Below are 20,832 nucleotides of genomic sequence, written 5' to 3'. Positions count from 1 at the left end.
GCGTCGCTCAGTTGCGGCCCATCGGTGCGGTCGTGGCGACGCGGCCCCTGGTGAGAATCGACAGCGACGCGGCGACCGCGCACAGGGACGCTCCGGCCCACCACGCGTAGGTGTAGGTGCCGAGGTTGTCGCGGATGACCCCGGCTCCGAAAGCGGCCGCCGCGGCACCGATCTGGTGGGAGGCGAACACCCAGCCGAACACGATGGTTCCGCGGTCGCCGAAGATCCGGCGGCACAGCATCGCAGTCGGCGGCACGGTGGCGACCCAGTCCAGGCCGTAGACCACGACGAACAGGATCATGCTGGGGTGCACGGACTCCTGCAGCAACCAGGGCAGCAGGAGCAGACCCACGCCGCGGAAGGTGTAGTAGAAGGCCAGCAGCTTGCGGGGGTCGAACTTGTCGGTCAGCCATCCGGAGGCGATGGTGCCGACGATGTCGAAGATCCCCACGGCGGCCATGAGGCTCGCCGCGGTGGTCGTGGGCATGCCGTGGTCGTGGGCCGACGGGATGAAGTGGATGCCGACGAGTCCGTTGGTGGTGGCTCCGCAGATGGCGAAGGCGATCGCGAGGGCCCAGAACGCCCGGTGACGCACCGCGAAGACCAGCCCTTCGAGAGCGCGGCCGACGGCACCACCGGTCGCCCGTGCCGGCGCGATGTAGGTCTCGGGGTCGGCCCCGTAGGGCAGGACGCCGCGCTCGTCGGGATGATCGCGGATCACCGCCCACACCAGCGGGACGACGACGAGCGCCGCCGCGGCGATCACGAGGGAGGCCTGCCGCCACCCGACGTTCTCCGCGAGCGCGGCCACGGGAGGGAGGATCACCAGCTGGCCGGTCGCGGAACCGGCCGTGAGGATGCCCATCACCAGGCCGCGCCGCTCGACGAACCACCGGTCGGCGATGGTCGCCGCCAGGACCAGGGCCATCGACCCCGTGCCGGTACCGATGAGCAGTCCCCAGAACACGAGCAACTGCCACGAGGCGGTCATGGCGACGCTGCCACCGGCGCCGAGGGCCACCAGGAACAGCGCCGACGAGATCACCCGGCGCATGCCGAACCGGTCCATCAGGGCGGCGGCGAACGGTGCGACGAGTCCGAACAGGACGAGGTTGATGCTGACCGCGAGCGACATGACGCTCGTCGACCAGCCGAACTCGTCGTGCAGCGGCACCATGAGCGCGCCGGGTGCCGCCCGGAAGCCGGCGGCGCCGAACAACGCGAGGAAGGCCACCGCGGCGACCCACCATGCCGGGTGGATGCGGGCCGGTCGGTGGTCACTGCGCTGGGCCGGGCGCACACTCATCACGAATTCACTTTCTTCGAGAAAGCAACAGGATGAGCAGACGATACCCAGCAGTGCGTCGCGGGAGGCGAGCGGTCAGCCGTCCTGGCTCCCCGGCGTCCGGTAACTCGCGTCGCGGCGCGCGGCCTCGTCGACCTGTTCGGGGGTGAGCAGGGCGATCGGCGTGGAGCGCGCGGCGCCGGAGGCGATGGTGCGGAGTTCGAGTGTCGCGGCCGCGATCTCGTCGGGCACCTCGCCGAGCACGTACAGATCGTGACCACCGAGCGCGAAGTGCACCGAATCGACCGTCCCGCCCACACTTTCGACCATCCGGACGATGGCGTCGCGCCGGGACGTACCGCCGTCCGTGAGCAACCCGCGTGCGCCGTCCGCGGTGTAGTTCACCTGCCAGAGATATCGCGGCATGATCGTCTCCTTTCGAGGATCCCGACCTCCATGGTCGGTCCTCCCCTCGTCACCCGGGACGGTTTCGCCGGGAATCGCGGCCTAGTCTCGATATCGAGATCCATCCACCGCATCGAAAGGGAGTGCCGTGCCGAAACGACCCGTGCCCGGGGCCGTCGCAGAATTCCTCACCCAGCCCAACTACGCCACGATCAGCTCTCTGCGCCCGGACGGTCATCCGGTGTCCGTTCCGACCTGGTACGTCTACGAGGACGGCCGCATCCTCGTCAACATGGACTCCACCCGTAAGCGCCTCGACTACCTGCGGAACGATCCGCGGGTGAGCCTGTCGGCGATGGATCCGCAGGACTGGATCACGCACGTGAGCCTCCAGGGGCGGGTCGTCGAATTCACCGACGATCCGTCCCTGGAGGACATCGACCGGATCGCTCGCCACTACACGGGCAAGCCGTACCACGCGCGCGACGGCAAGCGCGTCAACGCGTGGATCGAGATCGACCGCTGGCACGCGTGGGGTCGCCTGCGCAACGCCTGAGATCGATCGGGGAAAAGGCCGGTGGTCAGATGACGCCGGCCTTCTTCGCCGTACTGCGTGCCTGGAACGCCAGGATGATGAGCAGCACGCCGAACAGGATCGCGTAGATGCCGAGCAGGACGATCAGGCTCAGGATGCCCTCGCCGGGGAAGATCAGCAGCACGATGCCGAACAGGACGGCGACGACGCCGGCGAGCACCGACCACACCCATCCGGACTCGGGGACCTTCCGGAAACGGATGCCGCCGACGATGCCGGTGATGCCGAACAGGATGGCGTAGAACGCGATCACGTACAGCAGTGCGAGTGCGGTGATGCCGGGCCAGAACAGTGCGACGAGGCCGGCGAGGACGGAGACGACGCCCATGGCGAGCCACCAGCCCCAGCCCTCGGGCTTGTCACGGACCGACTGGACGACCAGTACGATGCCGTCGATGATCGCGTAGGCCGCGAAGACGACCACCAGCGCCCACACGGTGATGCCGGGCCAGACGAGTGCGACGACACCGAAGAGGACCGCGAGGATGCCGCGCAGCAGCACCACCCACCAGATCTGCTTCAGTAATGATCGGAACGGATCGTTGGAAGAAACCGAGCTCGTGGACATGACGGCTCCTGGCGTGTGATGTGATCTTGTAGCCCAGAGGATAAGCGCGGTCGTGCTGTTTCGCGTGCCGAATCGAAGCCGAGGTTACGCTCGGAAACGTGGCCGGGGCGAGGATCGGGATATCGGGATGGCGCTATCCGGGCTGGCGCGGAGACTTCTATCCGGAAGGACTCGTCCAACGCCGGGAACTCGAATACGCCGCCCAGCGGTTCGGATCGATCGAGATCAACGGCTCGTTCTATTCGCTGCAGCGCCCGAGCAGCTATCTCGCGTGGCGGGACGCCGCACCCGACGACTTCGTCTACGCCGTCAAGGGCGGGCGGTTCGTCACCCACATGAAACGGCTCGCGGGGGTCGACGACGCCCTCGCCAACTTTTTCGCCTCCGGTGTGCTCGCGCTCGGCCCGAAACTCGGTCCGGTGCTGTGGCAGCTCCCGCCGACCCTCGGTTTCGAGGAGGACAGGTTCGCGGACTTCTTCACCCGGTTGCCCCGCACGACGATGGCCGCCGGCGAACTCGCCCGCCGGCACACCGACAAACTCGCCGACGATCGGGTGTGGGTGGAGGTGGACGCCGAGCGTCCGCTGCGGCACGCCGTCGAGGTGCGGCATCCCGACCTCGCGAGCCCGCAGGCCGTGGAGTTGCTGCGCGCGCACGACATCGGGCTCGTCGTCGCCGACACGGCCGGAAAGTTCCCGTTCCTCACCGACGTCACGAGCGATTTCGTCTACGTGCGGATGCACGGCGACAAGGAGCTGTATGCGAGCGGGTACACCCCCGACGTTCTCGACGTGTGGGCCGAGCGGATCCGCGGATGGCTGGGCGACGGCCGGGACGTCTACGTGTACTTCGACAACGACATGAAAGGCTGTGCACCGCACGACGCGCTCGCGTTGCAGGAACGCCTGTGACCGGGCGTCCGGAGGAAGGACAGGAGATCGCTGTGTGGCCCGACCACTGGCCGAGAACGACGCGGGAGATCGCGACGGCCACCGCCGATGCGCTCGCCGCTGCCCGCAGCGAGTCGGCCGAGCCCTTCGACGAGGCGGTCGCGGTACTGGTCGACCTGCCCTACGAGCAGGTCACGGCCGTGCACGCGGGCATGGTCCGGGAGTTGCTCGAGGAACTGCATCCCGACGGTCTCGCCGGTGAGGACGTGCAGGCCGTGCTCGAACGCTCCGTCCGTTCCGGACTGCGATGGCTGCCATCGCTCGAACCCGAAGCCGTTGTTGCTGTGCTCACGGGTGCGCTCGGAGTGTCCGATTCCGACGCCGAACGCCCGAAGATCCGTCCCGAGCAGTATCTGGCCGCGGGCCTGCTCGTCGTCGCCGATCTCGTCGCTGCGCGCCGCGTGGCTCCCGAGGCGTATCTGCGCCGCGCCGTGAGCGAGATCGAACGGGCCGAGACGCAGGAGATGCCCTGACCTGTTCGGGGGATCAGGCCGGATAGTGGTTCTCGACGTTGCGGACGACCTTGCGCAACAGGTCGGACAGGACCTGAACCTCGTCGTCGTCGAGTCCGTCGAGCATCTGCCGCTCGCGTGCCAGGCGTCGCGGGAACTCCTTCTCGACGAGTGCGCGCCCGTCGTCGGTGAGGGTGAGGAGGACGACGCGGCCGTCGCGTTCGAGTCGTGTGCGTTCGACGAGACCGAGTTTGGCGAGTCGCTCGGTGTGCTTCGTCGTCGACGCACCGGAGATCCCCGTGATCGAGGTGACCTCGCTGGCGCGTAACGGGTGGTCGCTGCGGGCGAGCGCGCTGAGTACCTCGAACTCGCTGCGGCTGATGCCGCTCGGTTCGAGTTCCCGATCGAAGTAGGTGAGCGCGAGCGACCCGATGCGGGTGATGCGACCGATCACGTCGATGGGGCGCAGGTCGAGGCCGGGGTAGTGGGCGGTCCATCCGAGACGTACGCGATCGACGTAATCGGGCTGGGGCGTCTCGGAGGGCATGTGGCAAGTCTAACGGCAGCGGACGAACAATTTCATAGATATTTTACTAGTGAAACAATAGGGTGGACGGATGCTGGACCGCCGACTCGACGACCGCCCTCAGCTCCGTCACACCCGGAGAGCGCTCGCACATTCGCTGTCGGCGAGCGCGTGGAAGGACGCCCTCGAAGTGCGGCGCGGCGATCCGACCGTGGCCGTGGCGCTGCGCGTGGGGTTCGCGACGATGCTCGCCCTCGTCGGCGGCGGTCTGCTCGGTTACGGACAAGTCGCCGGCTTCGCCGCCCTCGGCGCACTCACCAGTGCCTTCCTGCGATACGAACCGTATCCGCGTCTCGCCGTGCGCCTTCCGTGGGTCGGCCTCGGCATCGTCGGTTACACCGCATTCGGGGCTGCGCTCGGCGCGATGGGCGCCCCGCTGTGGGTGCAGATCGTTGCGCTCTCGCTGGGCTCGGCCGTCGCGTACTGGGTGTTCACGGCCTTCTCGCTCATGGGCCCCGGCCCGGTGATCCTCATCTTCGCGGCCGCCGGCGCCGCCGGTTTCTCCGACGGATGGGGCGATGCGGGGCTGGTCACCGCCGCGGCGACCATCGGTGCTCTGCTCGGATATGTCATCGCGATGCTCCCCGCGCTCTCCCATCCCCACACGCCCGCTCGTCTGGCGGTCGCACGCGCCCTCGCGGCGGTCTCCGCCGTCGAGATCCGCGGTGCGGACGCCGTTCCCGCTGCGCGACAGAGCATCCGGAAGGCGCGCGAGACCGTCGCACTGAACGCCTCGCGACGTCCGGACGCCCATGTCCACGAACTGGCCGCACTGCTCGACGCGGCCGAGACGGTTCTCGACAGCGGGTCGCACGACACCTCCCGCGCACGTTGCGACGATTTCTCCCGATTCGAGAAGGAACTTCGGAAAGCGCGGCGCGACATCGAGATTCCGCGTGTCGATGCCGAGGGGCGGCCGGTGCTGCCCACGCCGCCCGGCTTCGTCCGCGAAGGATGCGGTCGTCTGCTCGACCGTCTCGTGCTGATCGGAGCGGCCCGGATCTTCGTGGCGTCGTTGCTCGCCGCGTCGTTCGCCGCACCGATCGGGCTCGACCATCCGTTGTGGGCTGCGATGGGTGCCATGGCGGCGTTGCAAGGATTGAACTACCGCAACACTGTTCAGCGCGGTATCCAGCGTCTGATCGGAAATGTCGGCGGCGCCATGATCGCTGCCGTGCTGCTCGCGCTCGACCTGGACTACTGGCCGGTGGTCGCGGCCGCCGTGCTGTTCCAGACGCTCACCGAACTCACGGTGACCCGGAACTACGGGCTCGCCTCGGTCGGGGTGACGACGATGGCGTTGCTGCTCACCGGTCTCGGGCAGCACGCGGGTCCGGGCCTCGCCGTCAACCGGGTCGCCGACACCGTCATCGGCGTGGTCGTGGGCGTGATCGTCGCTGCGGTGACCATCCGACGCGACGACCGGCACCATCTCGTCGCGTGACGAGGCGGCACCGGTCGTCGGTGGCGTTCATGGCCTGCCGCGGGGGAGGCAGCCGGGTGATGCTCAGGAGTGAGCGGCTTCGAACCGCTCGAGGATGTGACGCGGGATCCGGCCGCGCGAGCTGACGTCGTAACCCTTGTTACGGGCCCAGTGCCGGATCGCGGCCAGTTGCTCCGGCGACCGGGTGGGCGGAATCGCCTTGTGAGTCCCCGCCGTCCGTGTGCGGGCCTTCGTTGCCGTCTGCTTCGGCGTGATGGTGCGGGTGCTCGAAGCGGGCTTCTCAGGTGCCTTCTCGTGCAACCACGGGCGGAGTACCGCCAGGAACTTGTCTGCGTTCGCCGGCCGCAGGTCGATTTCGTACTCGTCGTCGTCGACCGTGATGCGGAACGACTGCGCCAGGCCGTCCATGATCGGTTGGCCGTCGATATCGTCGAAATATTGGACGCGCACTTTCTGTGCCACGTTTATCTCCTTGTCCCCGAACTGTGCGCTGTCGACGCTAGTTCTTACTCGGGGGTAGGTTCAAGTCGCGAATGTACGATCCCACCCGCTCGACGAAATGATCGAAGACCTCTGCCGGACGGGTGCCCGCCACGATATCCGCGTTCGGCGTCCTCTGCCACATACCGGACAGATCGGCGACCGTCGTGCCCCGGGTGAGCCGTCCGTCGAGCTCGACGTCGACCGTCGCGGGCCGGGAGGTGTAGGGAACCGTGCCCAGCGCGACCGCCGCGGCGAACGGGTCGTGCACGTGCGCGAGGAAGCCCAGGCCCTGGTCACGGTGGAATTCCATGTAGAACCGCAGTGCATCGGAGATGTGGCGGACGAGAGGGACATCGGCCGTCGACCGCGTACCGCGCGGAGCGTCCGGGGACAGCTCCCCGGATCGGGGCACACCGACGACGTCCCCGATCCGCGCGACATGCTCGGGATGCATCTCGATCGACTCCGTGACGTCGAGCGGGCACACGATCGGTCGCCGGTCCGGAGGGACGATCGAGAACGCGTCGAACACGACCTTGGCGGCCTCCGGATCCACCGCGACGTTCCATTCCGAGGTCGGCGTCGTATTACCGGGATGGTGGAAACACCCACCCATGATCACGAGGCGACGCAACCGCGACGGCAGTTCCGGGTCGATGCGCAGGGCGAGGGCGAGGTTGGTGAGCGGGCCGGTGACGAGCCCGGTGAGCTCTCCCGGATGCTCGCGGGTGAGATCGACCCACGCCTGCGCGGCCGATCGCGGCGACCGCGACTGCGACGCAGCGGGGAGTTCCGCATACCCGATCCCCTGTGGACCGTGCGTGTCCTCGGTGGTCATCAGTGGCGCGACCAGCGGAACCTGCGATCCGGCAGCCACTTCGATATCGGACCGACCGCACACCTCGAGCCACGACAGCGTGTTGGCGGTGACCTGGTCCACCGGCACGTTCCCCGCCGTGCACAGGGCGGCGACGATCTCGGCTTCCGGGCTTGCGACGAGATAGAGCAGGGCGAGAGCGTCGTCGATGCCGGTGTCGACGTCGACGATCAGGCGGGTACGGGCAGCCGGAACATCGGGTTCGTGTACATGCACGATCCCATCTTCGGGTATCCCGATGAGCGCACCGCGGCCGGTGCTGGGAGAATTCCCGAATGCACGAGCGCAAGAACCGCGGTTTTTTCACCGAGGACGACGGTGTCTACCTGCCCACGAAGTATGCGACCAGCCCGTGGTCGGACACGATGCTCAACGGGCCGTGTGTGAGCGGTCTGGTGGCGCGTGAGCTCGAGATCCACCATGCCGTCGAGGGTTTCGTCCCGTCCCGGTTCCCCCTCGATCTCTTCAGGCCGGTCCGCAACGAGCCGATCACCTTCACCACCACCCGGGTGCGCGACGGCAACCGCATCCGCGTCGCCGACGCGAACCTGATGCAGGGTGGAGAGGTGTCGGCGCGCGCAACGCTCACCTTCCTCCGCAAGTCGGCGCCGCCGCCCGGGTCGGTGTGGTTGCGCGGCGAGTCCCCGACGCCTCCTCCCGGTTCCCCGGAGACGCAGCCCGGGCCGCTCGAGTACTCGTCGTGGTACGGCAGCGACGGCCCGGGATGGACGCGGGTGCGGTCGGAACACCAGAACTCCGATCGCAAGCGCCTGTGGTCGCGGCAGCTGCCGATCATCGTCGGCGAGGAGCTGTCGCCGTTCGTCAACACCGCGACCGTCGGTGAGGGCACGTCGTTCGTGACCAACTGGTCGGACAAAGGTGTCGGCTACATCAATTCCGATGTCACCCTGGCACTGTCCCGTCTGCCGGAAGGACCGGAGGTCGGTATCGAGGCCGACAACCACATCAGCAGCGAGGGCATCGCGGTCGGCACGGCGGTGCTGTTCGACCGTCTCGGCGCGTTCGGCACCGGTGTGGTCACCGCGCTCGCGAATGCGCAGCGGCAGGTCGATTTCGGCTGACCCGAACAGGAGTGATGTCATGCGTGTTCGGCGGATCGTCGACCTGACCCACATCGTCTCCCCGGCCATCCAGGTCTATCCCGGGGATCCGGCACCGACGTTCACACCGCACGCCACCGTCGAGACCGACGGATTCGACCTGATGCGCATCGACATGGGATCGCAGACCGGCACCCACGTCGACGCGCCGCGACACGTGCGCAGCGGCGGCGCCGCGATCGACGCGGTACCGCCGGAGAACTTCGTGGGACGCGGAGTGGTGCTCGACGTGCGCGCCCGCGTCGGCGCCGGTGCGCTCGTCACCGCCGACATGTGGGGTGGGCCTGCGATCGGCTCCGGCGACATCGCGCTGGTCCTCACCGGCTGGTCGCGGTATTTCGGCACCGACCGCTATTTCGAGCATCCGGCCCTGAGCGTCGACGCGTGCCGGTGGTTGCTCGACCGCGGCGTCCGCACGGTCGGAATCGACGCGCCGAGCGTGGATCCCACGGGCGACGAGACGCTCGCAGCGCACCACGTGCTCGCCGACGCGGGGGCGATCATCTGCGAGAACCTGCGCAATCTCGACGCGATCGACTTCGCGGATCCGCTCGTGTCCTTGCTGCCGATCCCGTTCGCGGGCGTCGACGGGGCCCCGGTGAGGGCGGTCGCGATGCAGATCGAGAAGTGACCGTCCCGCACCCGGGAGGTCGAGAACCGTCCGCAGAGAACCGGCCCGGCTATCGGCCGAGTGCCGTCGTGAGCGAGGACAAGTGGTCGCGGGTGACGGCGGCGGCGGTCACCCCGTCACGGTCCGCGATGGCGTCGTAGATGCGTCGGTGGGTATCGTGGTCGGCGTCGTCCCCGTGGGTGCCGCGCGTGCGGAGCATTTCGATCATGGCGTGACGGTTACGGGGTGTGAAGCCGTCGAACAGGTCGAGAAGGATCGGGTTGTGTGCGGCGACCACGATGGTGCGGTGGAAGACGATGTCGGTGTCGACGTGTTCCTCGATGGCCGTGCGATGGGTTTCGCGTTCCCGCAGTGACTTCTTCAATGCCCGCAGTTCGGCGGGGGGGCGGCGCGCGGCGGCAAGGGCCGAGGCCTCGACCTCGACGGCGATGCGGGCCTCGATCACGGCGAGGATGTCGGCGCGCGCGACCGTGCGCGTCCAGTCCTCGGGTGCGTCGAGAGCGGTGACGAACACGCCGGCGCCCTGCCGGGTGGTCAGGATGCCGCGTCCGGCGAGCTGACGGATCGCTTCGCGGACGGTGGAGCGGCCGACGCCGAGCTGCGGAGCCAGCGTCGTCTCGCCGGGCAGCTTGGCGCCGAGCGGCCATTCTCCGGATCGGATGCGTTCGAGGAGCAGTTCGGCGGCCTGGTCGGCGAGAGGCTCGCGGCGGACGACGGTCATGGTTCCATCATCGCAGAGTCGCCTACTTCTCTACTTGTCCGAGGAGTTATGTTAGCCTTCGGGACATGCGCTCCTTCGCGTTCCTTCTCCTTCGCCGCCACGGCGGGGCCTAGCCGGACCGGCTCCCCGTCGTGGAGTCGAACACGCGCCGGTCCCTCGTAACGACGATCGACGAAGGACTTCTCCTATGAGCACCAGCACGTTCCCGCGAATCTTCACTCCTGCCGGTCCGGTTCCTGCCGACGCCCCCGTCTGGAACAGGCAGCGGCACTCCGCCATGCCCTCACATCGCTACCGCGATGTGTACTCTCGCGTGGAGGTTCCACTGGCGCAACGGAACTGGCCCACACAACGTCTGACCGCGGCCCCACTGTGGGTGCCGGTGGACCTGTGTGACGGTAACCAGGCACTGGCCGAACCGATGGATCCCGGCCGCAAACGCCGCTTCTTCGAGCTGATGGTCGCGATGGGATACAAGGAGATCGAGGTCGGTTATCCGTCCGCCTCGCAGACCGACTTCGACTTCGTGCGTCTGATCGTCGAGACCGACATCGCGCCGCCGGACGTCACCATCGTGGTGTTCACCCCGGCACGTCGCGACCTCATCGAGCGGACTGTGGAATCCGTCCGGGGTGTCCGCAACGAGGTCGTCGTCCACATGTACACCGCGACCGCTCCCAGCTGGCGCGAGGTCGTCCTCGACCGCGACCGTACCGCGCTGACGGAACTGATCGTCGCCGGTGGCCGCGACGTCCTGGAACTGGCCGGCGACCTGCCGAACGTGCGGTTCGAGTTCTCACCCGAGGTCTTCAACCTCACCGAACCCGACTACGCGCTCGAGGTGTGCGACGCGATCACCGAGTTGTGGGACGCGACCCCCGAACGGCCGGTGATCGTGAATCTTCCGGCCACCGTCGAGATCGCGACCCCGAACGTCTATGCCGATCAGATCGAGTACATGCACACCAACCTCGCGCGACGCGACGCGGTGATCCTGTCCGTGCACCCGCACAACGATCGCGGCACAGGTATCGCGTGCGCCGAACTCGCCGTCCTCGCCGGGGCGCAGCGGGTCGAAGGGTGCGTGTTCGGCAACGGGGAACGCACCGGCAACGTCGACATTGCGACACTCGCACTGAACCTCCACGCACAGGGCATCGATCCGATGATCGATTTCTCCGACATCGACGAGATCCGCCACACCGTCGAATACTGCAATCGCATCGAGATCTACCCGAGGCACCCGTATGTCGGCGACCTGGTGCACACCGCCTTCAGCGGCACTCATCAGGACGCGATCAGGAAAGGGTTCGCCGAGCACCGGGCACGCGCCGTCGCCGAGGGCCGTCCCGAGTCCGAGATCGATTGGCGAGTACCATATCTGCCGATCGATCCCGCCGACATAGGACGTACCTACGACGCGGTGATCCGTGTCAATTCGCAATCCGGTAAGGGCGGGGTCGCCTACCTGCTCGAGAGCGAATACGGCATCGAACTTCCGCGTCGGCTCCAAATCGACTTCACTCGCCACGTGCAAGACCACACCGACACCAGCGGCGGGGAGGGCACTGCGACCGAACTGTGGGAGATCTTCGACACCGCATATCTCGCACGGCCGGACGTCCCGGGTGCACCGGTGCTGCGCGCCTTCGACGTGACCGACGCGGGCACCACGATCATGCTGGGTGTCGGCGGCACCGAACACCGCAGTGTCCACGAGGGCGTGGGTCCCGTCGAAGCATCGACCGACGCTCTCGCCCGTCTCGGCATCGATATCGAGGTGCTCGGCCTCCATCAGAGCAGCGTCGGCACCGACGCACTCACCCTGATCGAATTCCGCAGCGGCGACGACACACGGTGGGCAGCGGGGCGTCACCGCTCCGTGCTCACCGCGAGCCTGCACGCGGTCGTCCGTGCTGCCGCCTGCATCCCGAGGCCACTCAGGACAGCTGGGTCACCACGATCCGTGTGACGCCGTAGAAGGCGGTCCCCGCCGTGACGATCGCGAACAGCGCGATCCATACGGCCGCCGGAACGCGGGTCAGTCCGCGCAACTGGTCGGCGTCCGAACCCCGGCCACGACCGCGCGAATGGGTGCGGGCGAGTTCGAGGACCGGGCGGGTCGCGCCGAGGAGCAAGACCCATGTGATCAGGTACGCCGCGGTGTACCGGACGATCGGGTCCCCGAGATAGGCGGCCGCACCGACGAGCGCACCCGCGATCACCACCGAGACGAATCCGTACAGATTGCGGATCAGCAGCAACAGGACGGCGAGCGCGGCGAGGATCGACCACAGCACCGCGGCGGGCCGATCCAGGGTCAGCAGCGTCGCCGCCGCGAATCCCAGCACGGCCGGACCGGTGTACCCGGCGAAGGTGGTCGCGACCATGCCGGGGCCTCGCGGGTTGCCGGACGACACCATCACCCCCGAGGTGTCGCTGTGCAGACGGATGCCCGACAGCTTTCGGCCCACGAGCGCCGCGACCAGCGCGTGCGACCCCTCGTGCGCCTGCGTGACGACATGGCGGGGCTTCAGCCACAGCGGCCGAACGGTGACGAGCACGAGTGCGACGATCGCCGTTCCGACGACGACCACCGTCGGAGCGGGCTGGTCGACGGTCGACACGGCCTGCCAGGCGGAGGACACGACCTCCGTGAACGAGGTGGACACAGATCACCTTCCTCCGGGCCGGGCGCCGAGACTTCCGGCCCGGCGATAGCCTGATGAGCATGCCCGACCGTCGTACCCTCGAGATCCGCGCGGGTATCAAGGACTCCTGGGCCGTCGGGCTGGGACTGATACCGCTGGGGCTCGCGTTCGGTGTGGTTCTCACCCAGGGCGGGTTCGAATGGTGGTGGGCGCCGATCTTCTCCACCGTCATCTACGCGGGGTCGATGGAGTTCCTCGCGATCGGTCTGATCGCGGCGGTCACGCCGCTCGCCTCGGTCGCCGCGGCGACGCTGCTGGTGAACTTCCGGCACGTCTTCTACGGCCTGTCGTTCCCGCTGCACCGCATCCGCAGCCGGCTCGGGCGTCTCTACGGCGTCTATGCGCTCACCGACGAGTCGTACGCGATCGTCGCCCCCAAGGCACGTGAGCCGCTCTCGGGTACCCGCATCCTCACGGTCCAGGTGCTCTGCCAGCTGATGTGGGTCGTGTCGGGCACGATCGGCGCGTTGATCGGGGCAGTGCTCCCCGACGGGCTCGCCGGACTCGAGTTTGCCCTCACGGCACTGTTCGCGGTGCTTGCGATCGATGCCTTCCGCGCCAACCGCGACGTGCCGGCGCCGGTGCTCGCGCTGGTCTGCGGTCTCGTCGCATTGCTGGTCGCGAAAAGCCAGATGCTCGTCGTCGGGCTCGGGTTGTTCGTGGTGTGCCTGTTCGTGCGTTTCGTCTACCGGAACAAGGTGGCCCGTGCCTGAGTCGGTGCCCAGCGCCGGATATGTCCTCGGCGCTCTGGCGGTGATGTTCGTCGTGACGGTCGCGTTGCGCGCGGCGCCGTTCCTCGCGTTGTCGGCGCTGAAGAACTCCGCCTTCGTCGATTTCCTGGGCCGTACGATGCCCGCGGGCGTCATGGTGATCCTGGTGATGTACACACTGCGTGACGTGGGGGAGTCGACCTGGCTACCCGCGACCGTCGGTCTCGCGGGCACGATCGCGGTGCATCTGTGGCGACGCAACGCCGCGCTGAGCACCGTTGTCGGGACGGGTCTCTATCTCGTCGCGTCGGCGTTCTGGACCTGAGCCGGCGCGGCGACGGTCTCCTCGCGCTCGACGGCGTTCTCGGCACCGGGGCGACGATGGCGCGCGGCGACCATCGCGGCGACGAAGACTGCGATCGCGGCCAGGCACTGCGAGGTCCCGAGGACTTCGAGGAGCAACTGCTCGACCCAGCCGCCGGAGGACGCCTCACGCAGCAGGTGGTTGGGTCCGATGAGGAAGACCACGGTGGCGGGCCCCAGCACGGGCCACCAGCGGCGGTAGGCCGGCGCGACGAGCAGCGGCACGAGGAACAGCGCGTACACCCAGTGGTGGGTGACGGCGATCGGAGCGGCGAGCAGCGACGCCAGGCCCACCAGGGCCACCGCGACCACGGGCTCGTCGGCACGCAGGAAGCGGTAGGCGGCCCACGCGGTACCGGCCACGACGACCAGGGCACCGGCCAGCCACAGCGCCTTGGCGGTGCCGTCGGAGAAGTCGAAACGGGCGATGAGACCGGTGAGCGCCTGGTTGCGGAAGAACGACGGGTCGCCGGCGCGGTCGGTCGCGAAGAACTCCGTGGTCCAGAAGTAGACGGTCGAATCGGGGCGCAGCCAGTAGCCGAACGCGACGGTCGCGGCAAAGGCGCTCAGCGCGCGGAATGCCGACGGCCAGTCGCGGCGCAGCAGGAAGATCAGGCCGAAGGCGGCCGGGGTCACCTTGATGGCGGCGGCCAGCGCGATGCCGACACCGCGGAAGCGCTTCGGGATCACACCGAGCAGGTCGGCGACCACCAGTGCCATGAGCACGATGTTGATCTGGCCGAACGTGAAGTTGGAGCGGAACGGCTCGAGCCACAGTACCGGTCCGAGCGACGCGGCTGCGATCAGGCTCGGCTGCGACATGTCGAGTCGCTGGTAGACGACCTCGAGCACCCACCACACGAGAGCGATGAGTCCGATCGTCCACAACACCTGCAGGGCGGTGCTGCCCACCAACGCCATCGGGGCGAAGAGGAACGCCGCGAAGGGTGGGTAGATGAACCGGAAACCGGAATGGCTGAAGAACCCCTCGGTGTACAGCGGGGTGTGGTGCAGGAAGGCCCAGCCGGCATCGCGGAAGACGTCGAGATCCATGAGGTACTCGTTCAGCGCGTCGCGCAGGTATCCCGCGACTGCCAGCGCCGAGACCGTCAGACCGATGGCGATCAACAAGGATCGAACAGGTCGGGTACGGACTTCGGTCAACAGCACGGGCGGTACCTCCCGGTAGGAAACAGGTGCGTCGCCACGTTACACAATCGTTGTCTTCGGGATCAGGCGCCGAGAATATCGCCTCCCCAACCGTTTTGGTCGGGAAATCCGTTTCGCGAACTTGGGGAGTGAGACGGATCACGTTGCGGAAAGATCTCGACCGGCCGGACGTGAGGGGAGTATTCGTCTTTCTAGCTCCACAGCTAGAAAGACGAATACTCCGGTAGCGGAGTCAGGCGACGCCGCTGATCTCGTTCGGGGTGTGCGGCAGTTCGGCAGAGCGGATCTCACCCGAGGTCACGTCCACCGCGTACAGGGAATCGGTGGCGGGATCGGTGACGAACGCCGTATCGCCCCGCACCTCGAGTGCGGGCCGAGGTGCCTGCCACTCGTCGGGCTCGGTCCACGGCTCGAGCACCTCGATCCGCCGGACGATCTCGCCGGAGTCGGGATCGATCACGTGGAGGTTGCCGTCGGTGCCGAGAACGAGTGCTTCCCCTGCCGGTCCGCGACCGAGGGAGCGGAAGGTGTAACTCGTACCGAGGTCGACGAGACGCACCGACGCCGTGCGGGTGTCCACGAGCGCGACGCGCTCGGGACGCTCGAGCTCGGCGTCGGGATCGGTCTTGTAGTCGCCGAGGACGACGGGCGAGTCCTCGCTGCCGGCCTGGTTCCCGATCCGGCCGTAGGGGTCGGGCACCGGCGCCTTCGTGAACGTTCCGTCGCGGAAGATCACCATGCCGTCCTCACATCCGAAGGCGACGACCCCGTCGGCCGCGACCGTCTCACCGTGCACACCCGGGCACTGTTCGGTGCGCGTGATCTCGGTGCCGTTCTCGTCGAGCAGCGCCACACCGGTCCGATCCTCGGAATCGCCGAGGGTGACGAGCATGCCGCCGTCGGGCATCGGGACGGCCACGCCGTGGTGGGCCTCGGGGAGCGCGCGACTGTCGAGATCCGGCAGGTCGGTCGCCGAGGCGAGATCGGCGGGGGCGAACACGTCGATGCGTCCGGTGCCGTCGTCGAACAGGGCGGTGACCCCGGCGTGCGGCACGACGTGTCCGGGCTTCTCGGCGGCGAACGTCAGGTCGGTGAGCGTGGGTGCGCCGGTGTAGTGGTGACCGTGGTCGCCGTGGGCTTCCGTCCAGCTGCCGGTGTCGAGCACGCGGAATCCGCCTTCGGTGGAGATCAGCACGTGGCGTCCGTCGCCGGCAGGGGAGAGGCGGTTGAAACCGTCGAGTGCGAAGTCGTCGACGACGGTGAGTTCTTCTTCCTCGACGACGAGGACGCCGCCGTCGTAGGTCAGGGCGAGGCGCGGCTGCGCCGTCGCCACTTCGGAAGCGGCGGCGGAGGTCGTCGTCTCGGGGGGGTCGGCCGCAGTGGTGTCGGCCTCGGTCGTACCGCCGCAGGCGGCGGCGAAGGTCGCAGCGACGACGGTGAGGGCGGCGCCGCCGTAGCGGGAGAGCGTTGTCATGGGGAAAGAAATAGCCACTATCGAAAATGAATGTCAAAGTCTGAAATGCGCATGCGTGCATGTCGCTCCGGGCGGCCGAGGTTGCAGTTGTTGTCGAGAAATCGCCGAATGTCGACAACAACTGCGGTTTCGAGCTCGGACATACGCGAATACGGCCGTCTACGACACGCACTAGATGAGCTCAGAATCCGATGAGTTCGCCGTTAGCATCGACAGATGGATCCTGTCCGCAACCCGTACGCCCCGGGCGCGGGACAGCGCCCGCCCGAGCTCGCCGGCCGCGAGAAGCAACTCACCGCGTTCGAGGTGGTCCTCGAACGGATCGCCCGGGAACGACCCGAACGCAGCGTCGTCCTCACCGGCCTCCGCGGTGTCGGCAAGACCGTCCTTCTCAACCATCTGCGCTCCGCCGCCATCGCGAAGAGCTGGGGCACCGGCAAGATCGAGGCCCGTCCCGATCAAGGACTGCGACGCCCCCTGTCGTCGGCGCTGCACATGGCGGTCCGCGAGATCGCCGCCGCGCATCCGGACCCGGAATCGGTGGAGTACTTCCTCGGGGTGCTCAAGTCGTTCGCGCTGCGGGCTACCGCCGACAAGGGCATGCGCGAACGCTGGCAACCCGGCATCGATGCTCCGGCCGTGAAAGGGCGGGCCGACTCGGGCGACATCGAGATCGACCTCGTCGAACTGCTTGTCGACGCAGCAGGACTCGCACGCGACGTGGGCGTGGGCATCGCGTTGTTCATCGACGAGATGCAGGACCTCGGCTCCGACGACGTCTCAGCGATCTGCGGGGCCTGCCACGAGCTGAGCCAGGACGCCGCGCCGCTCATCGTCGTCGGGGCCGGTCTGCCGCACCTGCCCGCGGTGCTGTCGGCGTCGAAGTCCTACTCCGAGCGGCTGTTCACCTACCACCGCATCGACCGGCTCGACCGTGCGGCAGCGGATCTCGCGCTCATCGCGCCTGCGGCACGAGAGGACGTCGAGTTCACGCAGGACGCCCTCGACCTGCTGTACGAAACCGCCGACGGCTACCCGTATTTCGTGCAGGCCTATGGTAAGACGACCTGGGACGTCGCAGCGGATTCGCCGATCACCGCCGACGACGTGCGGGTCGCGGCACCGACTGCGGAAGAGGAACTCGCCGTCGGCTTCTTCGGCTCCCGCTACGAACGGGCGACCCCCGCCGAACGCGAATACATGCGGGCCATGGCGGATCTGGCGGGCGACGACGGGCCTGTCGCGACCTCGAAGATCGCCGTCGAACTCGGACGGAAGCCTGCCTCCCTGTCACCTGCGCGCGACGGATTGATCAAGAAGGGCCTGATCTATTCCGCCGAGCGCGGGTTCATCGGGTTCACCGTTCCGCACTTCGGGCGGTACCTGCGCGCCCAGAACGACTGACCCGGCCGGGGTGATCGAAAGTTCAGTCGACCCACTCGACGGTCTCGTCGAGCGACGCGCGATTCGTGCGACACGCATTGGCCGGGTGCGCCTCGTCGGCGTAACCGAACGAGATGGCGCAGACGATGTCGCGGTCGTCGCCGATGTTCAGTTCGCGTCGCAGCGCGGTAGCCGTCATCGCGACGGCGGCCTGCGGGACGGCGGCGATGCCGAGCGACTCGGCGGCGAGCAGCAGGGTCGAGACGTAGCCACCGCAGTCGACGGCGCCGTACACGCCGAGGGCCTTGTCGGAGGTGATGATCGCGACGTGCGGTGCGCCGAAGAAGCGGTAGTTCTCGAGCATCTGCTCGGTGCGGCGCTGGTAGTCGTCGCGGGCGATGCCCAGCGCGTTGTACAGGGCGTAGCCGGCGCCGCGGCGACGCTCGGCATAGGCGCCGCGGTATTCGGCGGGTCCCGGGATGTCGGGATCCATGTTCCCCGAGGTGGCCTGCGCGTAGACGGCGTCGCGCAGGCGGTTGGTGGCGTCGCCGCTGACGATGTGCACTTGCCAGGGTTGGGAGTTGCACCAGGACGCGGTGCGCTGACCCATCTGCAGCATGCGTTCGATGTCCTCGCGCGGGACCTGTTTCGTCAGGAAGGCGCGGCAGCTGAAACGGGTGTCGAGCAGGGACGACAGCGTGTCGGCGGCAGAAGTCATGTCACCACGATGGCACATCACTTCACCGAGCGTTCGTTCAGCCGGTCGGGAGCACACGACAGGCGACTATTCGGCTTTCTACGATCCGTCCGAGAAAGCGGTAGAGAAGGTCAGACGATGTCCCTCTCGTCGCCGGGTGTGACCCGGCGCAGCCCCCGATAGGCATCGGTGGGGGTGCTCTTCCCGGTCACCACGGCCGCGACCTCGGCGGCGATCGGCATCTCCACCCCGTACTCGCGGGCGAGTTCCATGACCGTAGGCGCGGTCTTCACCCCTTCGGCGACCTGCCCCAGCGCCTCGACGGCCTCGTCGATGCTGAGCCCGCGCGCCAGCGCCTCACCGACCCGGCGGTTCCGCGACGACGGACTCGTGCACGTCGCGATGAGATCACCCATCCCCGTGAGGCCCGCGAACGTGCGCGGATCCGCACCCATGGCCTCACCGAGACGCGTCATCTCCGCCAGCCCACGGGCGAGGACCATCGCGCGGGTGTTGTCGCCGACGCTGAGCCCTTCGGCCATGCCGGCCGCGATCGCCACGATGTTCTTGAGGATCCCGCCCAGTTCGCAGCCGAGCACGTCGGTATTGCGATAGACGCGGAACAACGACGTGGCGAACAGCGGTTGCAGCGCCGCACTCACCGCTTCGTCCTGCATCGCGACCACCGACGCGGCGGCCATGCCGTCGGCGATCTCCCCGGCGATGTTCGGACCCGCGAGCAGCCCGACGGGGTGCCCCGGAAGGCATTCGGCGATCACCTCGGTGGGCCGCAGGCGGGTGCCCGGCTCGAGGCCCTTCACGAGCGAGACGACCGGAACCCACGCGCGGATCTCGTCGACGACCTGCTCGAGTGTCTTGCGCACTGCATGCGACGGCACACCGATCACCAGGACGTCGGCTTCGCGGGCGGCCTCTTCGAGATCGGAGGTCGCGCGCAGGCCCTGCGGCAGTGGCCGTTCGCCGAGATATCGACGGTTGCGGTGCTCGGTGTCGATCTCACGCGCGATGTCGTCGTTGCGGGCCCACAACGTCGTCGGGGTGTTGCGTGCGGCCAACGACGCGATCGTGGTTCCCCACGATCCCGATCCGAGAACGACGACGCGAACCGCACGAGCCATCGGTGACCTTTCGTCCGTACGGGCAGGTATCGACAGAGTGTCAGTTTTCCGGTCCCGGCGGGGCCGGTTTGTGGTCCCGGGATCCTCGCGGGGCGGATGTGCTGTGGAGGCGCACGACGACAGGATCGAGGCGGCGCATCGTGGCACGATCGGACCCGTGCCCGGTAAACCCGTCACCGATCAGCGTCTGCGCGACCTCGCGTTGCTGCGCCGCGTCCGCGACCGCATCGACCGCGAGTACGCCCAGCCCCTCGACGTCGAGGCCCTCGCCCGCGGCGTGAACATGTCGGCCGGCCATCTCAGCCGCCAGTTCAGGCTCGCGTACGGCGAGTCGCCCTATTCGTATCTCATGACCCGGCGTATCGAGCGGGCCATGACGTTGCTGCGACGCGGCGACCTCACCGTCACCGAGGTGTGCTTCGAGGTGGGCTGTTCGTCGCTCGGCACCTTCAGTACCCGGTTCACGGAACTCGTCGGCGTGCCCCCGAGCGTGTACCGCAAGCAGGCGGGCGAGGAGACGAACGGCATCCCGTCGTGCGTGGCGAAGAATGTCACCAGACCGATCAGGAATCGAGAAGCGCGGACGGGTCCGCCGGTCATACCGTGATCGGCATGGACATCACCATTCACCAGACATTCCTTCCGCACACCGATCCCGAGGCGTCCCTCGCGTTCTACCGCGACACCCTCGGCTTCGAGGTCCTCAACGACGTCGGTTACGCCGGGAAACGCTGGATCCCCCTCGGCCGCAGCGACACTCCCGGCACGTCCCTGGTGCTGTACCCGCCGGACGCCGACCCCGGCATCACGGAGGAGGAGAACGCCACCATCGCCGAGATGATGGCCAAGGGCACCTTCGCATCGATCATCCTCGCGACGAAGGATCTCGACGGGACGTTCGAGCAGCTGCAGGCCGGCGACACCGAGATCGTTCAGGAACCCACCGACCAGCCGTACGGCGTCCGCGACTGCGCTCTCCGCGACCCCGCGGGAAACATGGTCCGCATCCAGCAATTGCGCTGACCGATCCCACGATCGGCCTTACTCTCCGATCGTCGCACCCGTTC

Annotated in this window: 24 protein-coding genes; 12 read left to right on the top strand and 12 right to left on the bottom strand. The window is 67.9% G+C overall.

What is annotated here, in order from left to right:
* Positions 1 to 7 precede the first annotated feature (7 nt).
* Positions 8 to 1,306 carry an MFS transporter gene (locus tag IM25_RS05085; protein WP_019288841.1) on the bottom strand — a complete coding sequence of 433 codons (1,299 nt, stop codon included), beginning with the start codon at positions 1,304 to 1,306 and terminating at the stop codon, positions 8 to 10.
* Positions 1,307 to 1,381: 75 nt separating this feature from the next.
* On the bottom strand, positions 1,382 to 1,711 hold the full coding sequence (locus tag IM25_RS05080; RefSeq protein WP_006553126.1) for a GYD domain-containing protein: 330 nt from the start codon (positions 1,709 to 1,711) through the stop codon (positions 1,382 to 1,384).
* Positions 1,712 to 1,838: 127 nt separating this feature from the next.
* Between IM25_RS05080 and IM25_RS05075 the strand changes: the two genes are divergently transcribed.
* Entirely contained in the window at positions 1,839 to 2,246 is a 408-nt protein-coding gene (locus IM25_RS05075) for a TIGR03618 family F420-dependent PPOX class oxidoreductase (protein WP_006553127.1), read from the top strand.
* A 25-nt stretch (positions 2,247 to 2,271) separates the two neighbouring features.
* Here IM25_RS05075 and IM25_RS05070 read toward each other — a convergent pair whose 3' ends face one another.
* Positions 2,272 to 2,853, bottom strand: coding sequence for an HdeD family acid-resistance protein (locus IM25_RS05070; RefSeq protein WP_033097483.1), 582 nt, complete (start codon positions 2,851 to 2,853; stop codon positions 2,272 to 2,274).
* A 98-nt stretch (positions 2,854 to 2,951) separates the two neighbouring features.
* On the opposite strand from IM25_RS05070, the gene IM25_RS05065 reads away from it, so the two are divergent.
* Both IM25_RS05065 and IM25_RS05060 read left to right on the top strand, forming a co-directional pair.
* A complete protein-coding gene (locus tag IM25_RS05065) occupies positions 2,952 to 3,764 on the top strand; it encodes a DUF72 domain-containing protein (protein ID WP_024102382.1) in 813 nt (270 codons plus the stop codon).
* Positions 3,761 to 4,276 carry a hypothetical protein gene (locus IM25_RS05060; RefSeq protein ID WP_084294962.1) on the top strand — a complete coding sequence of 172 codons (516 nt, stop codon included), beginning with the start codon at positions 3,761 to 3,763 and terminating at the stop codon, positions 4,274 to 4,276. Before IM25_RS05065 ends, IM25_RS05060 begins: the two co-directional genes overlap by 4 nt.
* A 13-nt stretch (positions 4,277 to 4,289) precedes the next feature.
* On the opposite strand, the gene IM25_RS05055 is transcribed toward IM25_RS05060, so the two are convergent.
* Positions 4,290 to 4,802, bottom strand: coding sequence for a MarR family winged helix-turn-helix transcriptional regulator (locus IM25_RS05055; RefSeq protein ID WP_006553131.1), 513 nt, complete (start codon positions 4,800 to 4,802; stop codon positions 4,290 to 4,292).
* A 70-nt stretch (positions 4,803 to 4,872) separates the two neighbouring features.
* Between IM25_RS05055 and IM25_RS05050 the strand changes: the two genes are divergently transcribed.
* On the top strand, positions 4,873 to 6,285 hold the full coding sequence (locus IM25_RS05050) for an FUSC family protein (RefSeq protein ID WP_033097482.1): 1,413 nt from the start codon (positions 4,873 to 4,875) through the stop codon (positions 6,283 to 6,285).
* Between the two features lie 63 nt (positions 6,286 to 6,348).
* Here IM25_RS05050 and IM25_RS05045 read toward each other — a convergent pair whose 3' ends face one another.
* On the bottom strand, positions 6,349 to 6,747 hold the full coding sequence (locus IM25_RS05045; RefSeq protein ID WP_006553133.1) for a histone-like nucleoid-structuring protein Lsr2: 399 nt from the start codon (positions 6,745 to 6,747) through the stop codon (positions 6,349 to 6,351).
* A gap of 37 nt (positions 6,748 to 6,784) precedes the next feature.
* The gene (locus tag IM25_RS05040; RefSeq protein ID WP_065995819.1) at positions 6,785 to 7,861 is read right to left on the bottom strand and encodes a nucleoside hydrolase; all 1,077 of its coding nucleotides are present in this window, start codon (positions 7,859 to 7,861) and stop codon (positions 6,785 to 6,787) included.
* A 59-nt stretch (positions 7,862 to 7,920) separates the two neighbouring features.
* Here IM25_RS05040 and IM25_RS05035 point away from each other — a divergent pair, with 59 nt between their 5' ends.
* Positions 7,921 to 8,727, top strand: coding sequence for an acyl-CoA thioesterase domain-containing protein (locus IM25_RS05035; protein ID WP_065995818.1), 807 nt, complete (start codon positions 7,921 to 7,923; stop codon positions 8,725 to 8,727).
* Positions 8,728 to 8,746: 19 nt separating this feature from the next.
* On the top strand, positions 8,747 to 9,397 hold the full coding sequence (locus tag IM25_RS05030) for a cyclase family protein (protein ID WP_006553136.1): 651 nt from the start codon (positions 8,747 to 8,749) through the stop codon (positions 9,395 to 9,397).
* A gap of 49 nt (positions 9,398 to 9,446) precedes the next feature.
* Here IM25_RS05030 and IM25_RS05025 read toward each other — a convergent pair whose 3' ends face one another.
* Positions 9,447 to 10,118: a FadR/GntR family transcriptional regulator gene (locus IM25_RS05025; protein WP_065995817.1), complete on the bottom strand. Its 672-nt coding sequence runs from the start codon at positions 10,116 to 10,118 to the stop codon at positions 9,447 to 9,449.
* A 187-nt stretch (positions 10,119 to 10,305) separates the two neighbouring features.
* Here IM25_RS05025 and IM25_RS05020 point away from each other — a divergent pair, with 187 nt between their 5' ends.
* Positions 10,306 to 12,090: a 2-isopropylmalate synthase gene (locus IM25_RS05020; protein WP_065995816.1), complete on the top strand. Its 1,785-nt coding sequence runs from the start codon at positions 10,306 to 10,308 to the stop codon at positions 12,088 to 12,090.
* On the opposite strand, the gene IM25_RS05015 is transcribed toward IM25_RS05020, so the two are convergent.
* Positions 12,059 to 12,790 (bottom strand): M50 family metallopeptidase, encoded by a 732-nt coding sequence (locus IM25_RS05015; RefSeq protein ID WP_065995815.1) that lies wholly within the window; start codon positions 12,788 to 12,790, stop codon positions 12,059 to 12,061. The two genes, IM25_RS05020 and IM25_RS05015, sit on opposite strands and share 32 nt — an antisense overlap.
* A gap of 53 nt (positions 12,791 to 12,843) precedes the next feature.
* Here IM25_RS05015 and IM25_RS05010 point away from each other — a divergent pair, with 53 nt between their 5' ends.
* Both IM25_RS05010 and IM25_RS05005 read left to right on the top strand, forming a co-directional pair.
* A complete protein-coding gene (locus IM25_RS05010) occupies positions 12,844 to 13,542 on the top strand; it encodes an AzlC family ABC transporter permease (protein ID WP_006553140.1) in 699 nt (232 codons plus the stop codon).
* On the top strand, positions 13,535 to 13,864 hold the full coding sequence (locus IM25_RS05005; protein ID WP_006553141.1) for a branched-chain amino acid transporter permease: 330 nt from the start codon (positions 13,535 to 13,537) through the stop codon (positions 13,862 to 13,864). The genes IM25_RS05010 and IM25_RS05005 overlap by 8 nt, the downstream gene beginning before the upstream one ends.
* Here the strand turns inward: IM25_RS05005 and IM25_RS05000 are convergent.
* Positions 13,834 to 15,072, bottom strand: coding sequence for a glycosyltransferase 87 family protein (locus IM25_RS05000; RefSeq protein ID WP_006553142.1), 1,239 nt, complete (start codon positions 15,070 to 15,072; stop codon positions 13,834 to 13,836). The two genes, IM25_RS05005 and IM25_RS05000, sit on opposite strands and share 31 nt — an antisense overlap.
* 232 nt (positions 15,073 to 15,304) lie before the next feature.
* Complete coding sequence (aztD, locus tag IM25_RS04995) at positions 15,305 to 16,546, bottom strand: zinc metallochaperone AztD (protein ID WP_065995814.1); 1,242 nt, start codon at positions 16,544 to 16,546, stop codon at positions 15,305 to 15,307.
* Positions 16,547 to 16,762: 216 nt separating this feature from the next.
* Between aztD and IM25_RS04990 the strand changes: the two genes are divergently transcribed.
* On the top strand, positions 16,763 to 17,950 hold the full coding sequence (locus IM25_RS04990) for an ATP-binding protein (protein WP_006553144.1): 1,188 nt from the start codon (positions 16,763 to 16,765) through the stop codon (positions 17,948 to 17,950).
* Between the two features lie 22 nt (positions 17,951 to 17,972).
* Here the strand turns inward: IM25_RS04990 and IM25_RS04985 are convergent, their stop codons facing one another.
* Together IM25_RS04985 and IM25_RS04980 are read right to left on the bottom strand one after the other, a co-directional pair.
* The gene (locus IM25_RS04985; RefSeq protein WP_033097479.1) at positions 17,973 to 18,647 is read right to left on the bottom strand and encodes a nitroreductase; all 675 of its coding nucleotides are present in this window, start codon (positions 18,645 to 18,647) and stop codon (positions 17,973 to 17,975) included.
* Positions 18,648 to 18,757: 110 nt separating this feature from the next.
* Positions 18,758 to 19,765, bottom strand: a complete 1,008-nt coding sequence (locus IM25_RS04980; protein ID WP_006553146.1) for an NAD(P)H-dependent glycerol-3-phosphate dehydrogenase — start codon at positions 19,763 to 19,765, stop codon at positions 18,758 to 18,760.
* Positions 19,766 to 19,922: 157 nt separating this feature from the next.
* Between IM25_RS04980 and IM25_RS04975 the strand changes: the two genes are divergently transcribed.
* Both IM25_RS04975 and IM25_RS04970 read left to right on the top strand, forming a co-directional pair.
* Positions 19,923 to 20,372 (top strand): helix-turn-helix transcriptional regulator, encoded by a 450-nt coding sequence (locus IM25_RS04975; RefSeq protein ID WP_033097561.1) that lies wholly within the window; start codon positions 19,923 to 19,925, stop codon positions 20,370 to 20,372.
* 5 nt (positions 20,373 to 20,377) lie between these two features.
* A complete protein-coding gene (locus IM25_RS04970; protein WP_065996473.1) occupies positions 20,378 to 20,788 on the top strand; it encodes a VOC family protein in 411 nt (136 codons plus the stop codon).
* Positions 20,789 to 20,832 lie beyond the last annotated feature (44 nt).

Source organism: Rhodococcus sp. p52, assembly GCF_000763325.2.
Taxonomy (GTDB): Bacteria; Actinomycetota; Actinomycetes; order Mycobacteriales; family Mycobacteriaceae; genus Rhodococcus; species Rhodococcus pyridinivorans.
Note: the sequence above shows the minus strand (reverse complement) of the source record. Positions and strands in the feature narration are given on the sequence as shown.